This is a genomic window from Delftia sp. PX-1 (genome assembly GCF_055797465.1).
In genome coordinates this window covers 5728393-5746696 of sequence record NZ_CP184763.1, presented here as the reverse complement: position 1 = coordinate 5746696, position 18304 = coordinate 5728393, and the positions used below count along the sequence as shown (strand labels likewise).

The following is an 18304-nucleotide window of genomic DNA, read 5'->3' as shown; positions in this document are numbered from 1 at the left end:
ACGCACGCGCCATGCTGCAGCTCCCCCGTGAACTGACCTACCGCCAGGCGCGCAGCTGTCTCGTGCAGCTGCGGCCCCAGGTGCAGGCCTTCGATGGCGCCCAGGTGCGTGTCGATGCCAGCGGTGTCGAGGTCTTCGACTCGTCCGCACTGGCCGTGCTGCTGGCCTGCCGCCGCACCGCGAAGGCGGCAGACAAGCAATTGGTGGTCGTGGGCCTGCCGCAGGGCCTGCAGTCCATGGCGGCGCTGTATGGCGTCGACGGGCTGCTGGCCGACACGGCCGCATCCTCCCCCTCCTGAGCCGGCGCAGCGCGCCGCTGCAAAGAGCCCTGCAAGGCAGGTTTGGCTGCAAGGGCCTAGAATCGCGCCTCGCATGTCTGCCGTCTCATTCCAATCCATCTCCAAGACCTACCAGACCCCCAAGGGGGCCTTTCAGGCGCTCAACCACGTGAGTCTGGACATCGAGGAGGGCGAGTTCTTCGGCCTGCTCGGTCCCAATGGCGCTGGCAAGACCACGATGATCAGCATCCTGGCCGGCCTGTCACGCGCCACCAGCGGCCGCGTGCTGGTCCAGGGCAGCGACGTGCATGCCGACTACTCGGCTGCCCGGCGCAAGCTGGGCATCGTGCCGCAGGAGCTGGTCTTCGATCCCTTCTTCAATGTGCGCGAGGCGCTGCGCTTTCAGTCCGGCTATTTCGGCGTCAAGAACAATGACGACTGGATCGACGAGCTGCTGCACAGCCTGGGGCTGACCGACAAGGCCAACTCCAACATGCGCCAGCTGTCCGGCGGCATGAAGCGCCGCGTGCTGGTGGCCCAGGCGCTGGTGCACAAGCCGCCCATCATCGTGCTCGACGAGCCCACGGCCGGCGTGGACGTGGAGCTGCGCCAGACGCTGTGGCACTTCATCGCACGCCTGAACCGCGAAGGCCATACCGTGCTGCTCACCACCCACTACCTGGAAGAGGCCGAGGCGCTGTGCAGCCGCGTGGCCATGCTCAAGCAGGGCAACATCGTCAAGCTCTCGACCATGTCGGATCTGCTCAAGTCCGCCTCCTCCAACGTGCTGCAGTTCAAGACCGATACCGCGTTGCCGCCGGCCCTGGCCGCACGGGCGCGGGTGACCGGCCGCATCGTGCAGATACCCGCCAACGACGCCAGCGATGTGGAGCGCCTGCTCGCCGCGCTGCGCGAGGGCTCCGTCGTGCCCGAGGACGTGGAAATCCGCCGCGCCGATCTGGAGGACGTCTTCATCCATGTGATGAATGAGCAGGGACAGACTTCGCAGGGAGCTTCGGCATGAACGGCTGGCAGACTCTGCTCAAGAAGGAAGTGCTGCGTTTTTGGAAGGTCAGCTTCCAGACCGTGGCCGCACCCGTGCTCACGGCCGTGCTCTATCTGCTGATCTTCGGCCATGTGCTCGAAGGCCGGGTGCTGGTGTATGACCGCATCAGCTACACGGCCTTCCTGATCCCTGGCCTGGTGATGATGAGCGTGCTGCAGAACGCCTTCGCCAACAGCTCCTCCAGCCTGGTGCAGAGCAAGATCATGGGCTCCATGGTCTTCGTGCTGCTCACGCCGCTGTCGCACTGGGCCTGGTTCGGGGCCTATGTGGGAGCGTCGGTGCTGCGCGGGCTGCTGGTGGGCGCGGGCGTGTTCGTCGTCACGCTGTACTTCGCCATTCCCGAATTCACGGCGCCGCTGTGGATTCTGGTCTTCGGCCTGCTGGGCGCGGCGCTGCTGGGCACGCTGGGTGTGATCGCCGGCCTGTGGGCTGACAAGTTCGACCAGATGGCGGCCTTCCAGAACTTCCTGATCATGCCCATGACGTTCCTGTCGGGCGTGTTCTATTCGATCCAGTCCCTGCCGCCTTTTTGGCAAAAAGTCAGCCATCTGAACCCGTTCTTCTACATGATCGACGGTTTCCGCTACGGCTTCTTCGGCCAGAGCGACGTATCGCCCTGGGTCAGCCTGGCCATCGTCGGCTCTGCCTGGCTGGCGGTGAGTGCCCTGGCCGTGCATCTGCTGCGCATCGGCTACAAGATCCGCGGCTGAGGTTTTTCCTCAGGCTGCGGCGGGCGCTGTGCCGGCATTTTCGAACCCACCCATGAACAGGCGGCCGGCGCCCGGCGCCGCCGCCAACCAAGGCCATGCCGCGATGCATGGCAGGAAAGCTTCCCCATGACTGCAGACCAACTCAAGGAACTGATCGCCACCGGCCTGCCTTGCGAACACATTGCGCTGGAAGGCGACGGACGGCACTGGTTTGCCACCATCGTCTCGGCCCAATTCGAGGGCCAGCGCCTGCTGCAGCGCCAGCGCCTGGTCTACGCCACGCTGGGCCAGCGCATGCATACCGACGAGGTCCATGCGCTGTCCATGAAGACCTACACGCCCGCCGAGTGGGCTGCCCAGGCCGGCCAGGCCTGAGCGCACAGCCCGGTCACGACGCCTCAGACTTTCTGCCGCAACTGGTCGATACGGCCCGTGCGGCATCTCCTTTTTCCCGATTTCCAGATTCAAGTCTGTCAGCCATGGACAAACTCCTGATTCGCGGTGGCCGAGCGCTGCATGGCGAGGTGACGGTCTCCGGCGCCAAGAATGCCGCCCTGCCCGAGCTGTGCGCCGCGCTGCTGTCGTCCGAGCCCGTCACCCTGCGCAATGTGCCGCGCCTGCAGGACGTGGCCACCATGCTCAAGCTCATCCGCAACATGGGTGTCGGCGCCGAGCACGATGACAGCGGCACCGTGCGCATCCACGCCGGCTCGCTGTCCAACCCCGAGGCACCCTACGAACTGGTCAAGACCATGCGCGCCTCGGTCCTGGCCCTGGGCCCGCTGCTGGCCCGATTCGGCCAGGCCCGCGTGTCGCTGCCCGGCGGCTGCGCCATCGGCTCGCGCCCCGTGGACCAGCACATCAAGGGCCTGCAGGCCATGGGTGCCGAGATCGTTGTCGAGAACGGCTACATGCACGCGTGCCTGCCCGGGCATCTCAAGCGCCTGCAGGGCGCCCGCATCACCACCGACATGGTGACGGTCACGGGCACCGAGAACTTCCTGATGGCCGCCGTGCTGGCCGAAGGCGAGACGGTGCTGGAAAACGCCGCCATGGAGCCCGAGATCGGCGACCTGGCCGAAATGCTCATCAAGATGGGCGCAAGGATCGAAGGGCACGGCACCAGCCGCATCGTCATCCAGGGCGTGGAGCGGCTGAGCGGCTGCGAGCACCAGGTGGTGGCCGACCGCATCGAGGCCGGCACCTTCTTGTGCGCCGTGGCGGCCACGGGCGGCGAGGCGCTGCTGCGCAATGGCCGTGCCGACCACCTGGGCGCGGTCATCGACAAGCTCAAGGACGCTGGGGCCGAAGTGTCCGCCGAGGAGGGCGGCATCCGCGTGCGCGCTGCCGGCAAGCTCAAGGCCCAGAGTTTCCGCACCACCGAGTACCCGGGCTTTCCCACCGACATGCAGGCGCAGTTCATGGCGCTGAACCTGGTGGCCGAAGGCTGCAGCATGGTCACCGAGACCATCTTCGAGAACCGCTTCATGCACGTCGACGAGATGCTGCGCCTGGGCGCGCAGATCACCACCGACGGACGCGTGGCCACCATCACCGGCAGCCAGTCGCTGTCGGGCGCGGCCGTCATGGCCACCGACCTGCGCGCTTCGGCCAGCCTGGTCATCGCCGGCCTCGTGGCCAAGGGCGAGACCCTGGTCGATCGCATCTATCATCTGGACCGCGGCTACGATCGCATGGAAGACAAGCTGCGCGGCCTGGGTGCCGACATCGAAAGAGTTTCCCAATGACCATCACGATTGCCCTGTCCAAGGGCCGCATCTACGACGAAACCGTGCCGCTGCTGGCCGCTGCTGGCATCTCGGTCACCGAAGACATTGAAAAGTCGCGCAAGCTGATCTTCGAGACCAACCAGAGCCACGTGCGCGTGGTGCTGGTGCGCGCCTCCGACGTGCCGGTCTACGTGCAGTACGGCGGCGCCGACCTCGGCGTGGCCGGCCTGGACTCGCTGATCGAGCATGGCGCCCAGGGCCTGTACCAGCCCCTGGACCTGAAGATCGCGCGCTGCCGCGTCAGCGTCGCCGTGCGCAACGGCTTCGACTACGCGCTGGCCGTCAAGCAGGGCGCCCGTCTGCGCATCGCCACCAAGTATCCCGAGATCGCGCGCAACTTCTTCGCCACCAAGGGCGTGCACGTGGACATGGTCAAGCTCTACGGCTCCATGGAACTGGCCCCGCTGACCGGCATGGCCGACGCCATCGTCGACCTGGTGTCCACCGGCAACACGCTCAGGGCCAATGACCTGGTCGAGGTCGAGCCCATCATGGAGATCAGCTCGCGCCTGGTGGTCAACCAGGCCTCGCTCAAGCTCAAGCAGGCCCCTCTGCGCAAGATCATCGATGCCTTCGCATCGGCCATTCCCCAAGACTGAAGCCCTCTGCACCATGGAATACCAAGCCGCTCCCGCCCGCCTGTCCACGCTTGACGCCAACTTCGAACACGATTTTGCGCAGCGCCTGCATTGGTCGGCAGACACGGACGCGGCCATCGAGCAGCGCGTGGCCGACATCCTGGCCGATGTGCAAAAGCGTGGCGATGCGGCCGTGCTGGAGTACACGGCGCGCTTCGACGGATTGCAGGTGGACGGCATGGCAGCGCTGGAGCTGACGCAGGCCGAGCTCAAGGCCGCCTTCGACAGCCTGGGCGACGAGCAGCGCGATGCGCTGACGGCCGCTGCCCAGCGCGTGCGCACCTACCACGAGGCACAAAAGCGCGCCAGCGGCGAAAGCTGGAGCTACCGCGACGCCGATGGCACGTTGCTGGGCCAGAAGGTCACGCCGCTGGACCGCGTGGGCATCTATGTGCCCGGCGGCAAGGCCGCCTATCCGTCCAGCGTGCTGATGAATGCCATTCCCGCCCATGTGGCTGGTGTGCAGGAAATCATCATGGTCGTGCCCACGCCGCGCGGCGAGAAGAACGCCCTGGTGCTGGCCGCCGCCTATGTGGCCGGCGTCACGCGCGGCTTCACCATCGGCGGTGCCCAGGCCGTGGCGGCCCTGGCCTACGGCACGGCCACCATCCCCAAGGTGGACAAGATCACCGGCCCCGGCAATGCCTATGTGGCCAGCGCCAAGAAGCGGGTGTTCGGCACCGTGGGCATCGACATGATTGCCGGCCCCAGTGAAATCCTGGTGCTGGCCGACGGCAGCACGCCGCCCGACTGGGTGGCCATGGACCTGTTCAGCCAGGCCGAGCATGACGAGCTGGCGCAGAGCATCCTGCTGTGCCCCGATGCCGACTACATCGCCGCCGTCCAGCGCGAGATCGACCGCCTGCTGCCCGAGATGCCGCGGCGCGCCATCATCGCCAAGAGCCTGAGCGACCGGGGTGCCCTCATCCTCACGCGCGACATGCAGGAGGCCTGCGCCATCAGCAACCGCATCGCGCCCGAGCACCTGGAAGTCTCCAGCAACGATCCCCACCAGTGGGAGCCGCTGCTGCGCCATGCAGGCGCCATCTTCCTGGGGGCCTACACCAGCGAGAGCCTGGGCGACTACTGCGCCGGCCCCAACCATGTGCTGCCCACCAGCGGCACGGCGCGCTTTTCCTCGCCGCTGGGGGTCTATGACTTCCAGAAGCGATCCAGCCTCATCGAGGTCAGCGAGCAGGGCGCCCAGACCCTGGGCCGCATCGCCTCGGTGCTGGCGCATGGCGAAGGCCTGCAAGGCCATGCGCGTGCGGCCGAAATGCGCCTGAAGTAGACACTCGCTTCCTGCTGGATGAAGGCGTCGTCACCGAAAGGGGCGGCGCTTTTTGCTGCCTGAGCGCTAGAGCAAGTGCGTCAAGAATTGACACGAAATCAGTGGAGCACGAATTTCGTGTAGACTTGCACTCTGTGAAGAACCTCACCATCACCGTCGAAGACAGCGTGCTCGAATGGGCCCGCATCGAGGCCGCGCGCCGCGGCACCAGCGTCTCGCGCATGGTGGGCGACTTCATGGCCGAGATGCAGCGCCGCGAGGACGCCTACGAGCGCGCCTACCTGGCCTGGCGCACCGACGAACGCGGCTGGGACGGCGGCCAGCCGTCATCCACGCAGCCCGCCCAGCGCAGTGTCGCGCTGCGCCGCGAGGGCCAGGCATGAACACCGTCTTCGTCGATACCTCCGTTCTGGTCGCTGCCGAAGACACGGGGCAGGGCGCCTTGCATGCCGCCGTGCTGCAGTGGCTGGACCTGCTGTGGCGCACGCGCAGCGGGCGCACCGGCAGCCAGTCGCTGTGCGAGTTCTATGAACAGGTCACCACGGCCACCCAGCCTTTGCCGCAGGGCGATGCGCGCGCCGCCATCCGCCGCTACCAGACCTGGACGCCCTGGAAGACCGATGCCGCCACGCTGGAGACCGCCTGGGCCGTGCAATCGCGCCACCAGTTGGCCTTTGGCGACTGCCTGGCCGTGGCCTGCGCCCAGCACAGCGGCTGCGAGCAGATGCTGACCCTGCACCTGCCGCACGGCGCCCAGTTTGGCGGCGTCGCCATGGTGCACCCGCTGCACCAGGTGCCGCCGCAGCAGCAGGCCTGAGCGGCTTCGCTGATGGATTTCTTCCCCCACTGACTCGTGAAAGTGTGCATGCCATGACAGCTTCCATTCCGCAGGTTCAGGCCCTGGCCCTGGAGCGCATCCGCGCCGATGTCCGCTCCATGCATGCCTACCATGTGCAGCCCTCGCAAGGCCTGCTCAAGATGGACACGATGGAGAACCCCTTCCGACTGCCACCCGAGCTGCAGGCCGCGCTGGGCGAGCGCCTGGGCCGGCTGGAGATCAACCGCTACCCTGGCGAGCGCCAGGAAGTGCTTAAGGACATGCTGGCCCGCTACGCGCAGGCGCCGGCCGGCAGCGCCGTACTGCTGGGCAATGGCTCGGACGAGATCATCACGCTGCTGGCCCTGGCCTGTGCCCAGCCCCACGCCGAGGGCCGCGCCACCATGCTGGCGCCCATGCCGGGCTTCGTCATGTATCCCATGAGCGCCAGGCTGCAGGGCCTGGACTTTGTGGGGGTCGACCTGACGGCCGACTTCGAGCTGGACGTGCCCGCCATGCGCGCCGCCATTGCCGAGCACCGCCCCGCCATCACCTATATCGCCTACCCCAACAATCCCACGGCCACGCTCTGGGCCGAGGCCGATGTGCAGGCCGTGATCGACGCGGTCGGCGCCATCGGCGGCCTGGTCGTCATGGACGAGGCCTACCAGCCCTTCGCCCGCCGCAGCTGGGCAGAGAACATGCGCGCCGACCCGGCCCGCAACGCCCATGTGCTGCTGATGCGCACGCTCAGCAAGTTCGGCCTGGCCGGCGCGCGCCTGGGCTATCTGATCGGCCCGGCCGCCATCGTCGGCGAGATCGACAAGGTGCGCCCGCCCTACAACATCAGCGTGCTCAACTGCGAGACGGCCATCTTCGCGCTGGAGCACGAGGCGCTGTATGCGCAGCAGGCCGTGGCCATCCGCGCCGAGCGCCAGCCGCTGATCGACGCGCTGACCGCGCTGCCGGGTGTGGAAAAGATCTGGCCATCCGAGGCCAACATGGTTTTGCTGCGCGTGCGCGATGCCGCGCGTGCCCAGGCCGAGATGAAGGCCCGGGGCGTGCTGGTGAAGAACGTCAGTGCCATGCACCCGCTGCTGGCCAATTGCCTGCGCCTGACCGTGGGCACCCACGAAGAAAACGCCCAGATGCTGGCGGCCCTGAAGGAATCCCTATGAGCAATGCAGTCCCCGCACGCACCGCCGAAGTGCAGCGCAACACCGCCGAGACCCGGATCAAGGTCGCCATCAACCTGGACGGCACGGGCAAGGCCAGCCTGCACTCGGGCATCGGCTTTCTGGACCACATGCTCGACCAGATCGCGCGCCACGGCCTGATCGACCTGGACATCGAGTGCGAGGGCGACCTGCACATCGACGGCCACCACACGGTGGAGGACATCGGCATCACCCTGGGCCAGGCCTTTGCCAAGGCCGTGGGCGACAAGAAGGGCATCCGCCGCTACGGCCACGCCTATGTGCCGCTGGACGAGGCCCTGAGCCGCGTGGTCATCGATTTCTCGGGCCGTCCCGGGCTGCACATGGACGTGAAATTCACGGCCGGCAGCATCGGTCAGCTCGACACCCAGCTGGTCTACGAATTCTTCCAGGGCTTCGTCAACCATGCGGGCGTGACCCTGCACATCGACAACCTCAAGGGCTTCAATGCCCACCACCAGTGCGAGACCATCTTCAAGGCCTTCGCACGCGCCCTGCGCTTTGCGCTGGAGCATGACGAGCGCATGGCCGGCGTCATCCCCTCGACCAAGGGCGCTCTGTAAAGAGAAGCGATTGGCATCGGCCAGAACTTGATCTGACCGGGCAATCCCGCCGAAAATCCGACAGAACACGCGCCACACGCTATGAGTTTGACTGACAACACCGTCGCCGTCGTCGATTACGGCATGGGCAATCTGCGCTCGGTTTCACAGGCCGTGCGCACGGCCGCCGCCGATTCCGGCTGGCAGGTCGTTGTGACCTCCGATCCCGAGGTGGTCCTGGCCGCCGACCGCGTCGTGCTGCCGGGCCAGGGCGCCATGCCCGACTGCATGCGCGAGCTGCGCGAATCCGGCCTGCAGGAAGCCGTGCTGCATGCCGCTGCCAACAAGCCCCTGTTCGGCGTCTGCGTGGGCATGCAGATGCTGCTGGACCACAGCGACGAAGGTGACGTGCCCGGCCTGGGCCTCATCCCCGGCAACGTGCGCAAGTTCGATCTGGCGGGCCGCACCCAGGCCGATGGCAGCCGCTTCAAGGTTCCGCAGATGGGCTGGAACCGCGTGCACCAGACGCACAACGCCGGCCATGCCCACCCGCTGTGGCGTGGAATTCCCGAAGACAGCTTCTACTACTTCGTGCACAGTTTCTATGCCGTGGTGCAGCAGCCGCAGCATTGCGCTGCGCAGGCCGACTACGGCGGGCGCTTTGCCTGCGCCATCGCGCGCGATAATATTTTCGCCACGCAGTTTCACCCCGAAAAAAGCGCTGACCAGGGCCTGGCCCTGTTCCGCAACTTTCTGGGCTGGAAGCCCTGAATCCCCTTTTCTTCCCCGCACCGGCCGCTGAATCCCAGGCCTTCATTGCTCGCAAACCATCATGCTGCTCATTCCTGCCATCGACCTCAAGGACGGCCACTGCGTACGCCTCATCCAGGGTGATATGGACCAGTCGACCACGTTCGGCGAAGACCCGGCCATCATCGCCCGCCGCTGGCTCGACGCCGGCGCGCGCCGCCTGCACCTGGTGGACCTCAATGGCGCGTTTGCGGGCCAGCCCAAGAACCTTGCGGCCATCAAGGCCATCCTCAAAGAGGTGGACGGCCGGATTCCGGTGCAGCTCGGCGGAGGCATCCGCGATCTGGACACCATCGAGAAATACATAGATGCCGGCATCAGCTACGTGATCATCGGCACCGCTGCCGTGAAGAATCCCGGCTTTCTGCAGGATGCCTGCAGCGCCTTCGGCGGCCATGTGATCGTCGGACTCGACGCCAAGGACGGCAAGGTCGCCATCGACGGCTGGAGCAAGCTCACGGGCCAGGACGTGCATTCGGTGGCCAAGCGCTTCGAGGACTGGGGTGTGGAGTCCATCATCTACACCGACATCGGCCGCGACGGCATGCTCACGGGCATCAACATCGATGCCACCGTCAATCTTGCCCAATCGCTGAAGATCCCCGTCATCGCCTCGGGCGGCCTGGCAGGCATGGCCGACATCGAGGCGCTGTGCAAGGTCGAGGACGAAGGCATCGAGGGCGTGATCTGCGGTCGCGCCATCTACTCGGGCGACCTTGACTTCGCCGCGGCGCAGGCCCGCGCCGACGAGCTCAGGGCCTGAACGGCATGCGCCTTCCCTGTATTTGCGGGCGCCTGTGCTTCACAGGCGCCCGCGCTGCATTCAGCGCCAGGGATTCAGGCTTTCTTTACGAGCAGGCGGGCATGGCCTGCCCGGCATTGGTGGCGCGCACGGTCTGCACAAAGGCATCCCAGTAATTCGGCAGCCCGGCCCAGGGGTTGCCCACGCCGGTACTGGGCTCGAACTCCAGCTGGGTCACATAGATCCATCCCGCCTGGTAGCGGGCCGAGGCGGCCGACTGCACGGCCGTCTGCATGGCCGCGCAGCCCGACACGTTGTGCACCAGCGAGGCCTGGTGGCTGTTGGGCAGCCCGTACAGCCAGTCAAAACTCGTCGTGCGCGGATCGTAGGTGGCGTAGGTGGAGCCCTTGCCCTCGAACGTGGTCAGCACATCGGCCACATCGGCATAACCGGCCACGGGCACGAGGCCCGGGTTGCCGATCACGATCAGGTTGGGATTCTTGGCCTTGATGTACTGGTAGATGCTGCGGTAGAAGTCCAGCCGGTTGGTGGTGGCCGCCATCTCGTCAATGAAGAAACCCTTGACCAGACCCGCGCCGTAGTGCGTGAAATAGTTGTCGATATTGGCCTGGATGCTGGCCAGCGATCGCGTGCCCGTGCCATAGCTGGAGCTCACATAGCCCACCAACTGCCCGCCCGCGTTGGCAAAAGCGGTTGCGGCGCGCGTGATGTTCGCATCCGGGCCACTGAAAATGCCGTTGGCCGGGTTCAGGATGGCCGTCATCTGCACGTTCGGATTTGCCTGGGCGCTGGCTGCCAGCGCATTCCAGGCCGTGGCCCCCGCGCCCGTGGGATAGAAATACGCAGGCACCAGCACCCGCAGCGGCGCAGGAGCCGGGCGCAGATAGAAGGTCTGCGAAGCGCTGCCCGTGCGGCCTGCCACGGTGGCGCTGGCCTGCACCTGCTGGCGGCCCGGCGTGGCGCCGGTCAGGGAGGCAGTTGCCACGCCGGAGCTGGTCAGCGCCGAGGTGCTGACGCCTGTGGCTGCGCTGAAGCTCACCACGGTTCCATCGGCGGCATTCACGCCATCTGCGAGAACACCTGCGCGCAGGGTCAGTGCCGAGCCTGCAGTCACCACATCCCTGGCGGCCGGGGCCGTCCATTGCACGGTGACCGAGGTCACTCCGGGCTGGCCGGTGCCGCCGCCATCGCCCCCGGTGCCGCCGCCAGCGCTGCTGTCACCACCACCGCCTCCGCCGCAGGAAGCCAAGGAGACGGCCAGGGCGAGCATGCCGAGTCGCAGGACAAGAGGAGAGGGAGCGTGGGAGCGTTGCATGACAGAGGAAGGCTGGGCGGGGGAAAGGCTATATTCAAGCATGAAAGTTACATCTTCCTTTCCCGCAGTAACAGCTTTACCTGCGGCCGCGCAAGCTCCCGGCGCCTGCGCTGATGCATGGCAGGGCCTGCCCGCCATCCGCCTGCGCCTGGCCTGCGGCGATGCTGTCCTGGTGGCCTTGCAGGGGGCGCAACTGCTTTCCTGGCAGGCAGGTGGCGAGGAGCAACTGTTCCTGAGTCCCCTGGCGGCCCATGACGGCCACACACCCATACGCGGCGGTATTCCGGTCTGCTTTCCCCAATTCAACCAACGCGGCCCGCTGGTCAAGCACGGCTTTGCGCGCACCCTGCCGTGGCAGGCTGATGCAGCACAGGCCGAGGTTCTTGCCGGCGATGGCTTGTTCCTGCGGCTCAGGCTGGCCGACACGCCGCAGACGCGCGCCGTCTGGCCGTATTCCTTCGAGACCTGGCTGGAGGTGACGCTGTTGCCCGGCCGGCTTGACGTGGAGCTGGTAGTGCACAACCGGGGCGACACGCCTTTGGCTTTCACTGCCGCCTTGCACAGCTACCTGCGCGTGGCGGACGTGGAGCAATGCCGGCTGCAAGGCCTTGACGGCCTGCCTTACTGGGATGCCGTGGCCGACACCCATCCCACGCAGCACGGTGACGTGCGCTTTGGCGAAGAGCTCGATCGCGTCTACCCCCGGCCCGGGAACGCCATGGAGCTGGCCGCACCTGGCGGCGGCTTGCGGATCTCGCAGGATGCCGCCTGGACCGAGACCGTGGTCTGGAACCCCGGCCCCGCGCTGTGTGAACGTCTGCCCGACATGCCGCCGCAGGGGTGGCGGCAGATGCTGTGCGTGGAGGCCGCCGCCATCGATGCGCCCGTGCATGTGGCGCCCGGCGCGCAATGGCGCGCGGCCCAGCGCCTGCACAAGCTGTAGCTCAGCACCGGCCCTGCAATGGAAAAAGCGCCTGTGAACAGGCGCTTTTTTCGTTGGGGCGGGGGGCCGGGTCAGCGGCGCTGCATGCGCTGTGCCGACTGCGAAGGGCGCAGGCCCGGGGTGATCTGCAGCTCCACGGGGCCTTCGCCCCGGCGCACATCGAATTTCGCGGCCTCGCCGGGCTTGAGCGCGGCCACGGCGGTCAGCAGCTCGGACACATTGCGGATGGGCTTGTCGCCCACCTGCACGATCACATCGCCCGGGCGCATGCCGGCCTGGGCAGCGGGGCCTGCCTGCAGCACGCCGGTGATGATCACGCCGGAGTCGGCCTTCACGCCAAAGGTCTCTGCCAGCTCCGGCGACAGCTCATTGGGCTCCACGCCGATCCAGCCGCGCACCACGCGGCCGTCCTTGACGATGCCGTCCAGCACCAGCTTGGCCGTGGACACGGGAATCGCAAAGCCGATGCCCATGCTGCCGCCCGAGCGCGAATAGATGGCGGTATTGATGCCCAGCAGATTGCCGCTGGCATCCACCAGCGCGCCGCCCGAATTGCCGGGGTTGATGGCCGCATCGGTCTGGATGAAGTTCTCGAAGGTATTGATGCCCAGCTGGCTGCGGCCCAGGGCACTGACGATGCCGCTGGTCACCGTCTGGCCCACGCCGAAGGGGTTGCCGATGGCCAGCACGCGGTCGCCCACGTCGATCTGGTCGGAATTGCCCAGAACGATGACGGGCAGCTTGTCCAGGGCGATCTTGAGCACGGCCAGGTCGGTCTCGGGATCGGTACCGATCACCTGGGCCTTGGCCTGGCGGCTATCCGTCAGCGTGACCTCGATGTCATCGGCGCCCTCGACCACATGGTTGTTGGTCAGGATGTAGCCGTCGGTGCTGATGATCACGCCGCTGCCCAGGCCTGCCTGCTCCTGCGTGCCCTGGTCGCCGAAGAAGAACTGGAACCACGGATCGTTGCTGCGCGGATGCCGTACCGCCTTGCTGGTGTTGATGCTCACCACGGCCGGCGCTGCCTTCTTGGCCGCAGGTGCAAAGCTGCCCGGGCTGACTTCTCCGACGGGCGTGGCCGGCGCCTCCAGCAACGCAATGCCCGCGTTGCTGCGCACGGCGCCGCGGCGCAGCCAGTCCGGCTGCAGGGTGGCAACGACGAAGTAGGCAGCCACCAGGATGGTGACCGCCTGCGAAAACAGCAGCCAGGTGCGTTTCATGAAGTGTGGTGTTCTGTGCGGGAGGACAAGGCCCCATTGTGAGGCATGTCGTGAGCGGGGCGGTGGGCCGGCGGGCGAGCACCAAAGCCGCGCTCCCCACACAGCTACAGTACAAACCCTAGAATCCCCCGACGACTGCGCCACGCCGCGTTCGCTGTTGCGCCGGCTCACAAGCCGGCCCCAAGAGAGAGCCAAGTCCTCCGATCCCGAAGTCTTGCAGAACGATCTGCCGCCGCACGCCCATCCGTTGCCGTGGCATCCACCGCGCCGTCCTGCTGTTCGATCCCTGGAAAAAAACCATGACTACGCTTGACCAAGCGCAGCCGGGCATGGCCCCCGCTGTTGCGACCGCACGTCCTCTCAACCGACAGGACTACAAGACCCTGGGCCTGTCGGCCCTGGGCGGCACCCTGGAGTTCTACGACTTCGTCGTTTTCGTTTTCTTCGCCAATGTCATCGGCAAGCTGTTCTTCCCGGCCGAGATGCCGGACTGGCTGCGCCAGCTGCAGACGCTGGGCATTTTTGCGGCGGGCTACCTGGCCCGGCCCATCGGCGGCATTCTGATTGCGCACTTTGGCGACATCCTGGGCCGCAAGAAGATGTTCACGCTGTCCATCTTCCTGATGGCCGTGCCCACGCTGGTGATCGGCCTGCTGCCCACCTATGCCTCCATCGGCATTGCCGCGCCGATTTTGCTGCTGGCCATGCGCGTGCTGCAGGGCGCGGCCATTGGTGGCGAGATGCCGGGCGCCTGGGTCTTCGTGGCCGAGCATGCGCCGGCGCGCCACTATGGCTTTGCCATCGGCTCGCTGACTTCGGGCATCACGGGCGGCATTTTCCTGGGCTCCATCATCGGTGTCTGGCTCAACAGCACCTACAGCGCCGAGGAGATCCACGACTGGGCCTGGCGCATGCCCTTCATCCTGGGCGGCGTGTTCGGCCTGGTGTCGGTCTATCTGCGCAAGTTCCTGCACGAGACACCCATTTTCCAGGAGCTGATGGCGCGCAAGCAGGCCGACCGCGAACTGCCGCTCAAGACCATCGTGCGCGACCACCGCCAGGCCTGCGTGCTGGTGGCGCTGATGACCTGGGTGCTGTCCACGGCCATCGTGGTGGTGGTGCTGTTCACTCCGGCCTATCTGCAAAAGGTCTTCCACATCGACGCGGCCCTGGCCATGAAGGCCAATGCCGTGGCCACGGTGACGCTGACGCTGGGCTGCGTGTTCTGGGGCTGGCTGTCCGACCGGATGGGCACGCGTGTGGCCATGGTCACGGGCTGGCTGGGCATGACGGTGACGGCATATGCGTTCTATCTGAACCTGCCGGGCACGGCGTCCTCGCTGGTGTGGAGCTATGCGCTGGTGGGCTTTTTCGTGGGCAGCATTGCGCTGCTGCCGGTGGTGGGCGTGCGCGCCTTCCCGGCCGAGGTGCGTTTCACGGGCCTGTCCTTTGCCTACAACATGGCCTATGCGGTGTTCGGCGGCATGACGCCCATGCTGGTGTCCGTGTGGCAACAGGTGGATGTGATGGCGCCGGCCCACTATGTGGCGGCCATGGGCATCCTGGGCGCGGCCATCGGCTTCTGGCCCCTTGCCTGCCGTGGTTGGCAACCCAGGCGCGGCTGAGCTTGGCAGTGGAATGAAGGGCAGCATGGCTGCCCTTTTTCCTGGGCGCCGCATGGATCGCTGACAATCCTTTCATGAGCACCACGCGACAAGAACTCCTGGCCCACTTCGACGGTTTGCTGCAGCCCGAGCGCTTCAAAGACTATGGTCCCAACGGCCTGCAGGTGGAGGGGCGCGGCGAGATCCGCCGCATCGTCAGCGGGGTGACGGCCAGCCGCGCGCTGATCGAGGCGGCCATCGAGGCGCAGGCCGATGCCATCTTCGTGCACCACGGCCTGTTCTGGCGCGGCATGGATGGCCGCATCACGGGCTGGCTCAAGGAGCGCATCCGCCTGCTGCTGGCCCACGACATCAATCTCTTTGCCTACCATCTGCCGCTGGATGCCCATCCGCAATGGGGCAACAACGCGCAGTTGGGCGTGCAGCTGGGGCTTGAGGGCCAGGCTACGTTTGGCGAGCAGAACCTGGGCTGGATGGCGGCAGCGGATTTTGCCGATGCGGCTGCGTTGGGCAGGCATGTGGAGCAGGCGCTGGGGCGCACGCCTGTCTGCGTGGGGGGAGAGCGCCTGCGCCCCAATCACCCCATTCGCCGCATTGCCTGGTGCACGGGCGGCGCGCAAGGTTTCTTCGAGGCCGCGATTGCCGCTGGGGCCGATGCCTTCATCACGGGCGAGATTTCCGAGCCGCAGGCGCACCTGGCGCGCGAGACGGGCGTGGCCTTCCTGGCGGCAGGCCACCATGCCACGGAGCGCTACGGCGCGCCGGCCCTGGCGGGCCAGGTGGCATTGGAGCTGGGGCTGGAGCACTGTTTCATCGAGATCGACAATCCGGCCTGATGCTGGCCTGTTAGTGGCCCACTATTGGCCCGCCCAGGGGGCGAGGCCTTTTGCTGCAAGCGCGGCGCGAATGCCCGGCTTGCCTGATCCGGATACTGAAAATGCCTGATTCCACACAGTCCACGGCCTTGATGGCCATCACCCAGGGCGACTCTGCCGGGGTGGGACCCGAGACCATTGCCAAGGCGTTCATGGACGCGCCCGAGCAGATGCGCGGCTGCTTCGTCGTCGGCGAGTTGCAGACGCTGCGCCGGGCAGCCGCCGTGGCGGCGCGTGCGCGCGATGGCGACAACGCCATTCCCATGCCCGTGGCCGTCATCGAGTCGGCTGAGCAACTGTGGCAGGTGCCGCCCCATTGCATCCCTTTGCTGGAGCTGCCCGGGCTGCCCGGTCCTGCGCCCTGGGGCCAGGTGAGTGCCAGCGCCGGTGACGCGGCTGCGCGCTGCGTGGTCTGGGCCGCACGGGCTGCCTTGCGAGGCGAAATCGCGGCTCTTGTGACGGCGCCTCTGCACAAGGAGGCGCTGCATGCTGCAGGCGTGGACTTTCCTGGTCATACCGAGCTGCTGCAGTTCGAGGCTGCGCAGCATGCGGGTGTGGGCCTGGACCGCATGCCGGTGCGCATGATGCTGGCCAACGATGAGCTGCGCACGGTGCTGGTCAGCATCCATACCTCGCTGCGCAAGGCGATCGATGCGGTAACGAAGGACAACCTGCTGCAGACCTTGCGCATCACGCATGAGGCCCTGTCTCGCAGCCTGGGCCGCCCGCCGCGGATCGGTGTGGCAGGGCTGAACCCGCATGCGGGCGAGGGCGGCCTGTTCGGCAGCGAGGAGGTGGAGATCATTGCCCCGGCCATCGCCCAGGCGCGCGCCGAGGGCCTGGACGCCCACGGACCTTTTGCGCCCGATACGGTGTTCATGCGCGCCCGCAATGCTCCCGGCCATCCCGGCGAGTTCGACGCGGTGCTGGCCATGTACCACGACCAGGGACTGATTCCCGTGAAGTACCTGGGCGTGGAAAAAGGCGTGAATGTCACATTGGGGCTGCCGCTGGTACGCACCAGTCCGGACCACGGCACGGCTTTCGATATTGCGGGGCAGGGTGTTGCAGAGGCCGGAAGCCTGATTGAGGCCGTGCGAATGGCGCGCAAATTGGCGGCTTGAATGGCTAGCCCAAGCATCGGGAATCTGCAGTAATGGAAAACGCCCGTGGCAACCATGCCACGGGCGTTTTGATTTGCGTCAAAACACGGATTTCAGCGCTTGAGGCTGTCGCGAATCTCGCGCAGCAGCACGATGTCTTCGGGGGTGACGGGCGCGGGAGCGGGGGCTGCTGGTGCCTCGCGGCGCAGGCGGTTGATCTGCTTGACCATCATGAAAATGATGAAGGCCAGGATGATGAAGTTCACTGCCACCGTGATGAAGTTTCCATAGGCAAATACGGGGACGCCGGCCTTCTTGAGCGCATCGAGCGTCATCGCCGTTCCGGGGGGTACGCTGCCCAGCACGACGAACAGATTGGAGAAGTCCAGCTTGCCGAAAACCAGGCCCACGACCGGCATGATCAGGTCGTTTACCACGGAATCAACGATTTTGCCAAACGCTCCACCAATGATGACGCCCACGGCGAGATCTACCACGTTTCCCTTAACTGCGAACTCACGAAATTCCTGCATCATGCCCATGGCTGGCTCCATCTGGAAAGAGTTTGAGATAGCGCAGTATTGCGCGGCTTTGGAGCCTGTCAACGGCACAAGCAGCATGGAATAACCATACTCGCCCCGCTACAATTTATTGTTGACCCCAACTCAAGCGACGTAGTTCGAGGAACCCCATGAGTGACACTCCAATCGACTCCAGCAAGCGGACGTGGATCATCACGTCGGCGTGCGCTGGTGCGGTGGGCGGCGTGGCGACAGCCGTCCCGTTCGTGAGCACCTTCCAGCCATCCGAGAAGGCCAAAGCCGCCGGGGCTGCAGTGGAGGTCGATATCTCCGCCCTCAAGGACGGCGAGAAGCTCACGGTCGAGTGGCGCGGCAAGCCCGTCTGGATCATCAAGCGCACGCCTGACCAGATCAAGGAGCTGCCCGAACTGGACAGCCAGTTGGCCGATCCCCAATCCAAGCGCCACCCTGAAGAGTTCACGCCGCCCTATGCGATGAACGAGGCCCGCTCGATCAAGCCCGAAGTGCTGGTCGTCGTCGGCATCTGCACGCATCTGGGCTGCTCGCCTTCCGACAAGTTCCAGCCGGGCGCCCAGCCCTCGCTGCCCAGCGACTGGAAGGGCGGCTTCCTGTGCCCCTGCCATGGCTCGACCTTCGACATGGCTGGCCGTGTCTTCAAGAACAAGCCGGCTCCCGACAACCTGCAGGTGCCGCCGCACATGTACCTGTCGGAGACCAAGCTCCTCATTGGTGAAGACAAGGCTTGAGGGAGACAAG

Annotated in this window: 21 protein-coding genes; 18 read left to right on the top strand and 3 right to left on the bottom strand. The window is 66.2% G+C overall.

Going from position 1 to position 18304, the window contains the following annotated elements; all coding sequences use genetic code 11:
• Nucleotides 1–11: 11 nt before the first annotated feature.
• From ACN20X_RS26290 to hisA, 13 genes are all read left to right on the top strand, one after another.
• The gene (locus ACN20X_RS26290) at nucleotides 12–299 is read left to right on the top strand and encodes an STAS domain-containing protein (RefSeq protein ID WP_016445580.1); all 288 of its coding nucleotides are present in this window, start codon (nucleotides 12–14) and stop codon (nucleotides 297–299) included.
• Between the two features lie 73 nt (nucleotides 300–372).
• On the top strand, nucleotides 373–1302 hold the full coding sequence (locus ACN20X_RS26285; RefSeq protein WP_017405469.1) for an ABC transporter ATP-binding protein: 930 nt from the start codon (nucleotides 373–375) through the stop codon (nucleotides 1300–1302).
• Nucleotides 1299–2054 carry an ABC transporter permease gene (locus ACN20X_RS26280; protein ID WP_016445581.1) on the top strand — a complete coding sequence of 252 codons (756 nt, stop codon included), beginning with the start codon at nucleotides 1299–1301 and terminating at the stop codon, nucleotides 2052–2054. The genes ACN20X_RS26285 and ACN20X_RS26280 overlap by 4 nt, the downstream gene beginning before the upstream one ends.
• Before the next feature lie 126 nt (nucleotides 2055–2180).
• Entirely contained in the window at nucleotides 2181–2429 is a 249-nt protein-coding gene (locus ACN20X_RS26275; protein ID WP_012207326.1) for a BolA family protein, read from the top strand.
• Nucleotides 2430–2533: 104 nt separating this feature from the next.
• Nucleotides 2534–3802 (top strand): UDP-N-acetylglucosamine 1-carboxyvinyltransferase, encoded by a 1269-nt coding sequence (gene murA / locus ACN20X_RS26270; RefSeq protein WP_016445582.1) that lies wholly within the window; start codon nucleotides 2534–2536, stop codon nucleotides 3800–3802.
• The gene (gene hisG / locus ACN20X_RS26265) at nucleotides 3799–4443 is read left to right on the top strand and encodes an ATP phosphoribosyltransferase (protein ID WP_017405470.1); all 645 of its coding nucleotides are present in this window, start codon (nucleotides 3799–3801) and stop codon (nucleotides 4441–4443) included. Before murA ends, hisG begins: the two co-directional genes overlap by 4 nt.
• A gap of 13 nt (nucleotides 4444–4456) precedes the next feature.
• Nucleotides 4457–5773: a histidinol dehydrogenase gene (hisD, locus tag ACN20X_RS26260; protein WP_034364866.1), complete on the top strand. Its 1317-nt coding sequence runs from the start codon at nucleotides 4457–4459 to the stop codon at nucleotides 5771–5773.
• A gap of 134 nt (nucleotides 5774–5907) precedes the next feature.
• Nucleotides 5908–6156, top strand: a complete 249-nt coding sequence (locus ACN20X_RS26255; protein ID WP_016445585.1) for a DUF6364 family protein — start codon at nucleotides 5908–5910, stop codon at nucleotides 6154–6156.
• The gene (locus tag ACN20X_RS26250; RefSeq protein ID WP_043790008.1) at nucleotides 6153–6590 is read left to right on the top strand and encodes a PIN domain-containing protein; all 438 of its coding nucleotides are present in this window, start codon (nucleotides 6153–6155) and stop codon (nucleotides 6588–6590) included. Before ACN20X_RS26255 ends, ACN20X_RS26250 begins: the two co-directional genes overlap by 4 nt.
• Nucleotides 6591–6643: 53 nt before the next feature.
• On the top strand, nucleotides 6644–7768 hold the full coding sequence (gene hisC, locus ACN20X_RS26245) for a histidinol-phosphate transaminase (RefSeq protein ID WP_017405474.1): 1125 nt from the start codon (nucleotides 6644–6646) through the stop codon (nucleotides 7766–7768).
• The gene (hisB, locus tag ACN20X_RS26240) at nucleotides 7765–8370 is read left to right on the top strand and encodes an imidazoleglycerol-phosphate dehydratase HisB (protein WP_016445588.1); all 606 of its coding nucleotides are present in this window, start codon (nucleotides 7765–7767) and stop codon (nucleotides 8368–8370) included. The genes hisC and hisB overlap by 4 nt, the downstream gene beginning before the upstream one ends.
• An 81-nt stretch (nucleotides 8371–8451) precedes the next feature.
• Complete coding sequence (hisH, locus tag ACN20X_RS26235) at nucleotides 8452–9120, top strand: imidazole glycerol phosphate synthase subunit HisH (protein WP_017405475.1); 669 nt, start codon at nucleotides 8452–8454, stop codon at nucleotides 9118–9120.
• A gap of 61 nt (nucleotides 9121–9181) precedes the next feature.
• Nucleotides 9182–9922 (top strand): 1-(5-phosphoribosyl)-5-[(5-phosphoribosylamino)methylideneamino]imidazole-4-carboxamide isomerase, encoded by a 741-nt coding sequence (gene hisA / locus ACN20X_RS26230; RefSeq protein ID WP_432675307.1) that lies wholly within the window; start codon nucleotides 9182–9184, stop codon nucleotides 9920–9922.
• 85 nt (nucleotides 9923–10007) lie between these two features.
• On the opposite strand, the gene ACN20X_RS26225 is transcribed toward hisA, so the two are convergent.
• Nucleotides 10008–11192 (bottom strand): spherulation-specific family 4 protein, encoded by a 1185-nt coding sequence (locus ACN20X_RS26225; RefSeq protein ID WP_016451013.1) that lies wholly within the window; start codon nucleotides 11190–11192, stop codon nucleotides 10008–10010.
• 85 nt (nucleotides 11193–11277) lie between these two features.
• On the opposite strand from ACN20X_RS26225, the gene ACN20X_RS26220 reads away from it, so the two are divergent.
• Nucleotides 11278–12180 (top strand): D-hexose-6-phosphate mutarotase, encoded by a 903-nt coding sequence (locus ACN20X_RS26220; protein ID WP_473210035.1) that lies wholly within the window; start codon nucleotides 11278–11280, stop codon nucleotides 12178–12180.
• 71 nt (nucleotides 12181–12251) lie between these two features.
• Here ACN20X_RS26220 and ACN20X_RS26215 read toward each other — a convergent pair whose 3' ends face one another.
• A complete protein-coding gene (locus tag ACN20X_RS26215; protein WP_016451015.1) occupies nucleotides 12252–13403 on the bottom strand; it encodes a S1C family serine protease in 1152 nt (383 codons plus the stop codon).
• Nucleotides 13404–13702: 299 nt separating this feature from the next.
• Here ACN20X_RS26215 and ACN20X_RS26210 point away from each other — a divergent pair, with 299 nt between their 5' ends.
• The 3 genes from ACN20X_RS26210 to pdxA all read left to right on the top strand — a co-directional run bounded on the left by ACN20X_RS26210 (nucleotide 13703) and on the right by pdxA (nucleotide 17027).
• A complete protein-coding gene (locus tag ACN20X_RS26210; RefSeq protein WP_016445594.1) occupies nucleotides 13703–15028 on the top strand; it encodes an MFS transporter in 1326 nt (441 codons plus the stop codon).
• Nucleotides 15029–15102: 74 nt separating this feature from the next.
• The gene (locus tag ACN20X_RS26205) at nucleotides 15103–15864 is read left to right on the top strand and encodes a Nif3-like dinuclear metal center hexameric protein (RefSeq protein WP_203400443.1); all 762 of its coding nucleotides are present in this window, start codon (nucleotides 15103–15105) and stop codon (nucleotides 15862–15864) included.
• Nucleotides 15865–15965: 101 nt separating this feature from the next.
• Nucleotides 15966–17027 (top strand): 4-hydroxythreonine-4-phosphate dehydrogenase PdxA, encoded by a 1062-nt coding sequence (gene pdxA, locus ACN20X_RS26200; RefSeq protein WP_432675311.1) that lies wholly within the window; start codon nucleotides 15966–15968, stop codon nucleotides 17025–17027.
• A gap of 92 nt (nucleotides 17028–17119) precedes the next feature.
• On the opposite strand, the gene mscL is transcribed toward pdxA, so the two are convergent.
• Nucleotides 17120–17548: a large conductance mechanosensitive channel protein MscL gene (mscL, locus tag ACN20X_RS26195; RefSeq protein WP_012207302.1), complete on the bottom strand. Its 429-nt coding sequence runs from the start codon at nucleotides 17546–17548 to the stop codon at nucleotides 17120–17122.
• A 149-nt stretch (nucleotides 17549–17697) separates the two neighbouring features.
• Between mscL and petA the strand changes: the two genes are divergently transcribed.
• A complete protein-coding gene (petA, locus tag ACN20X_RS26190; RefSeq protein ID WP_016445597.1) occupies nucleotides 17698–18294 on the top strand; it encodes a ubiquinol-cytochrome c reductase iron-sulfur subunit in 597 nt (198 codons plus the stop codon).
• The last annotated feature ends 10 nt before the right edge of the window (nucleotides 18295–18304 follow it).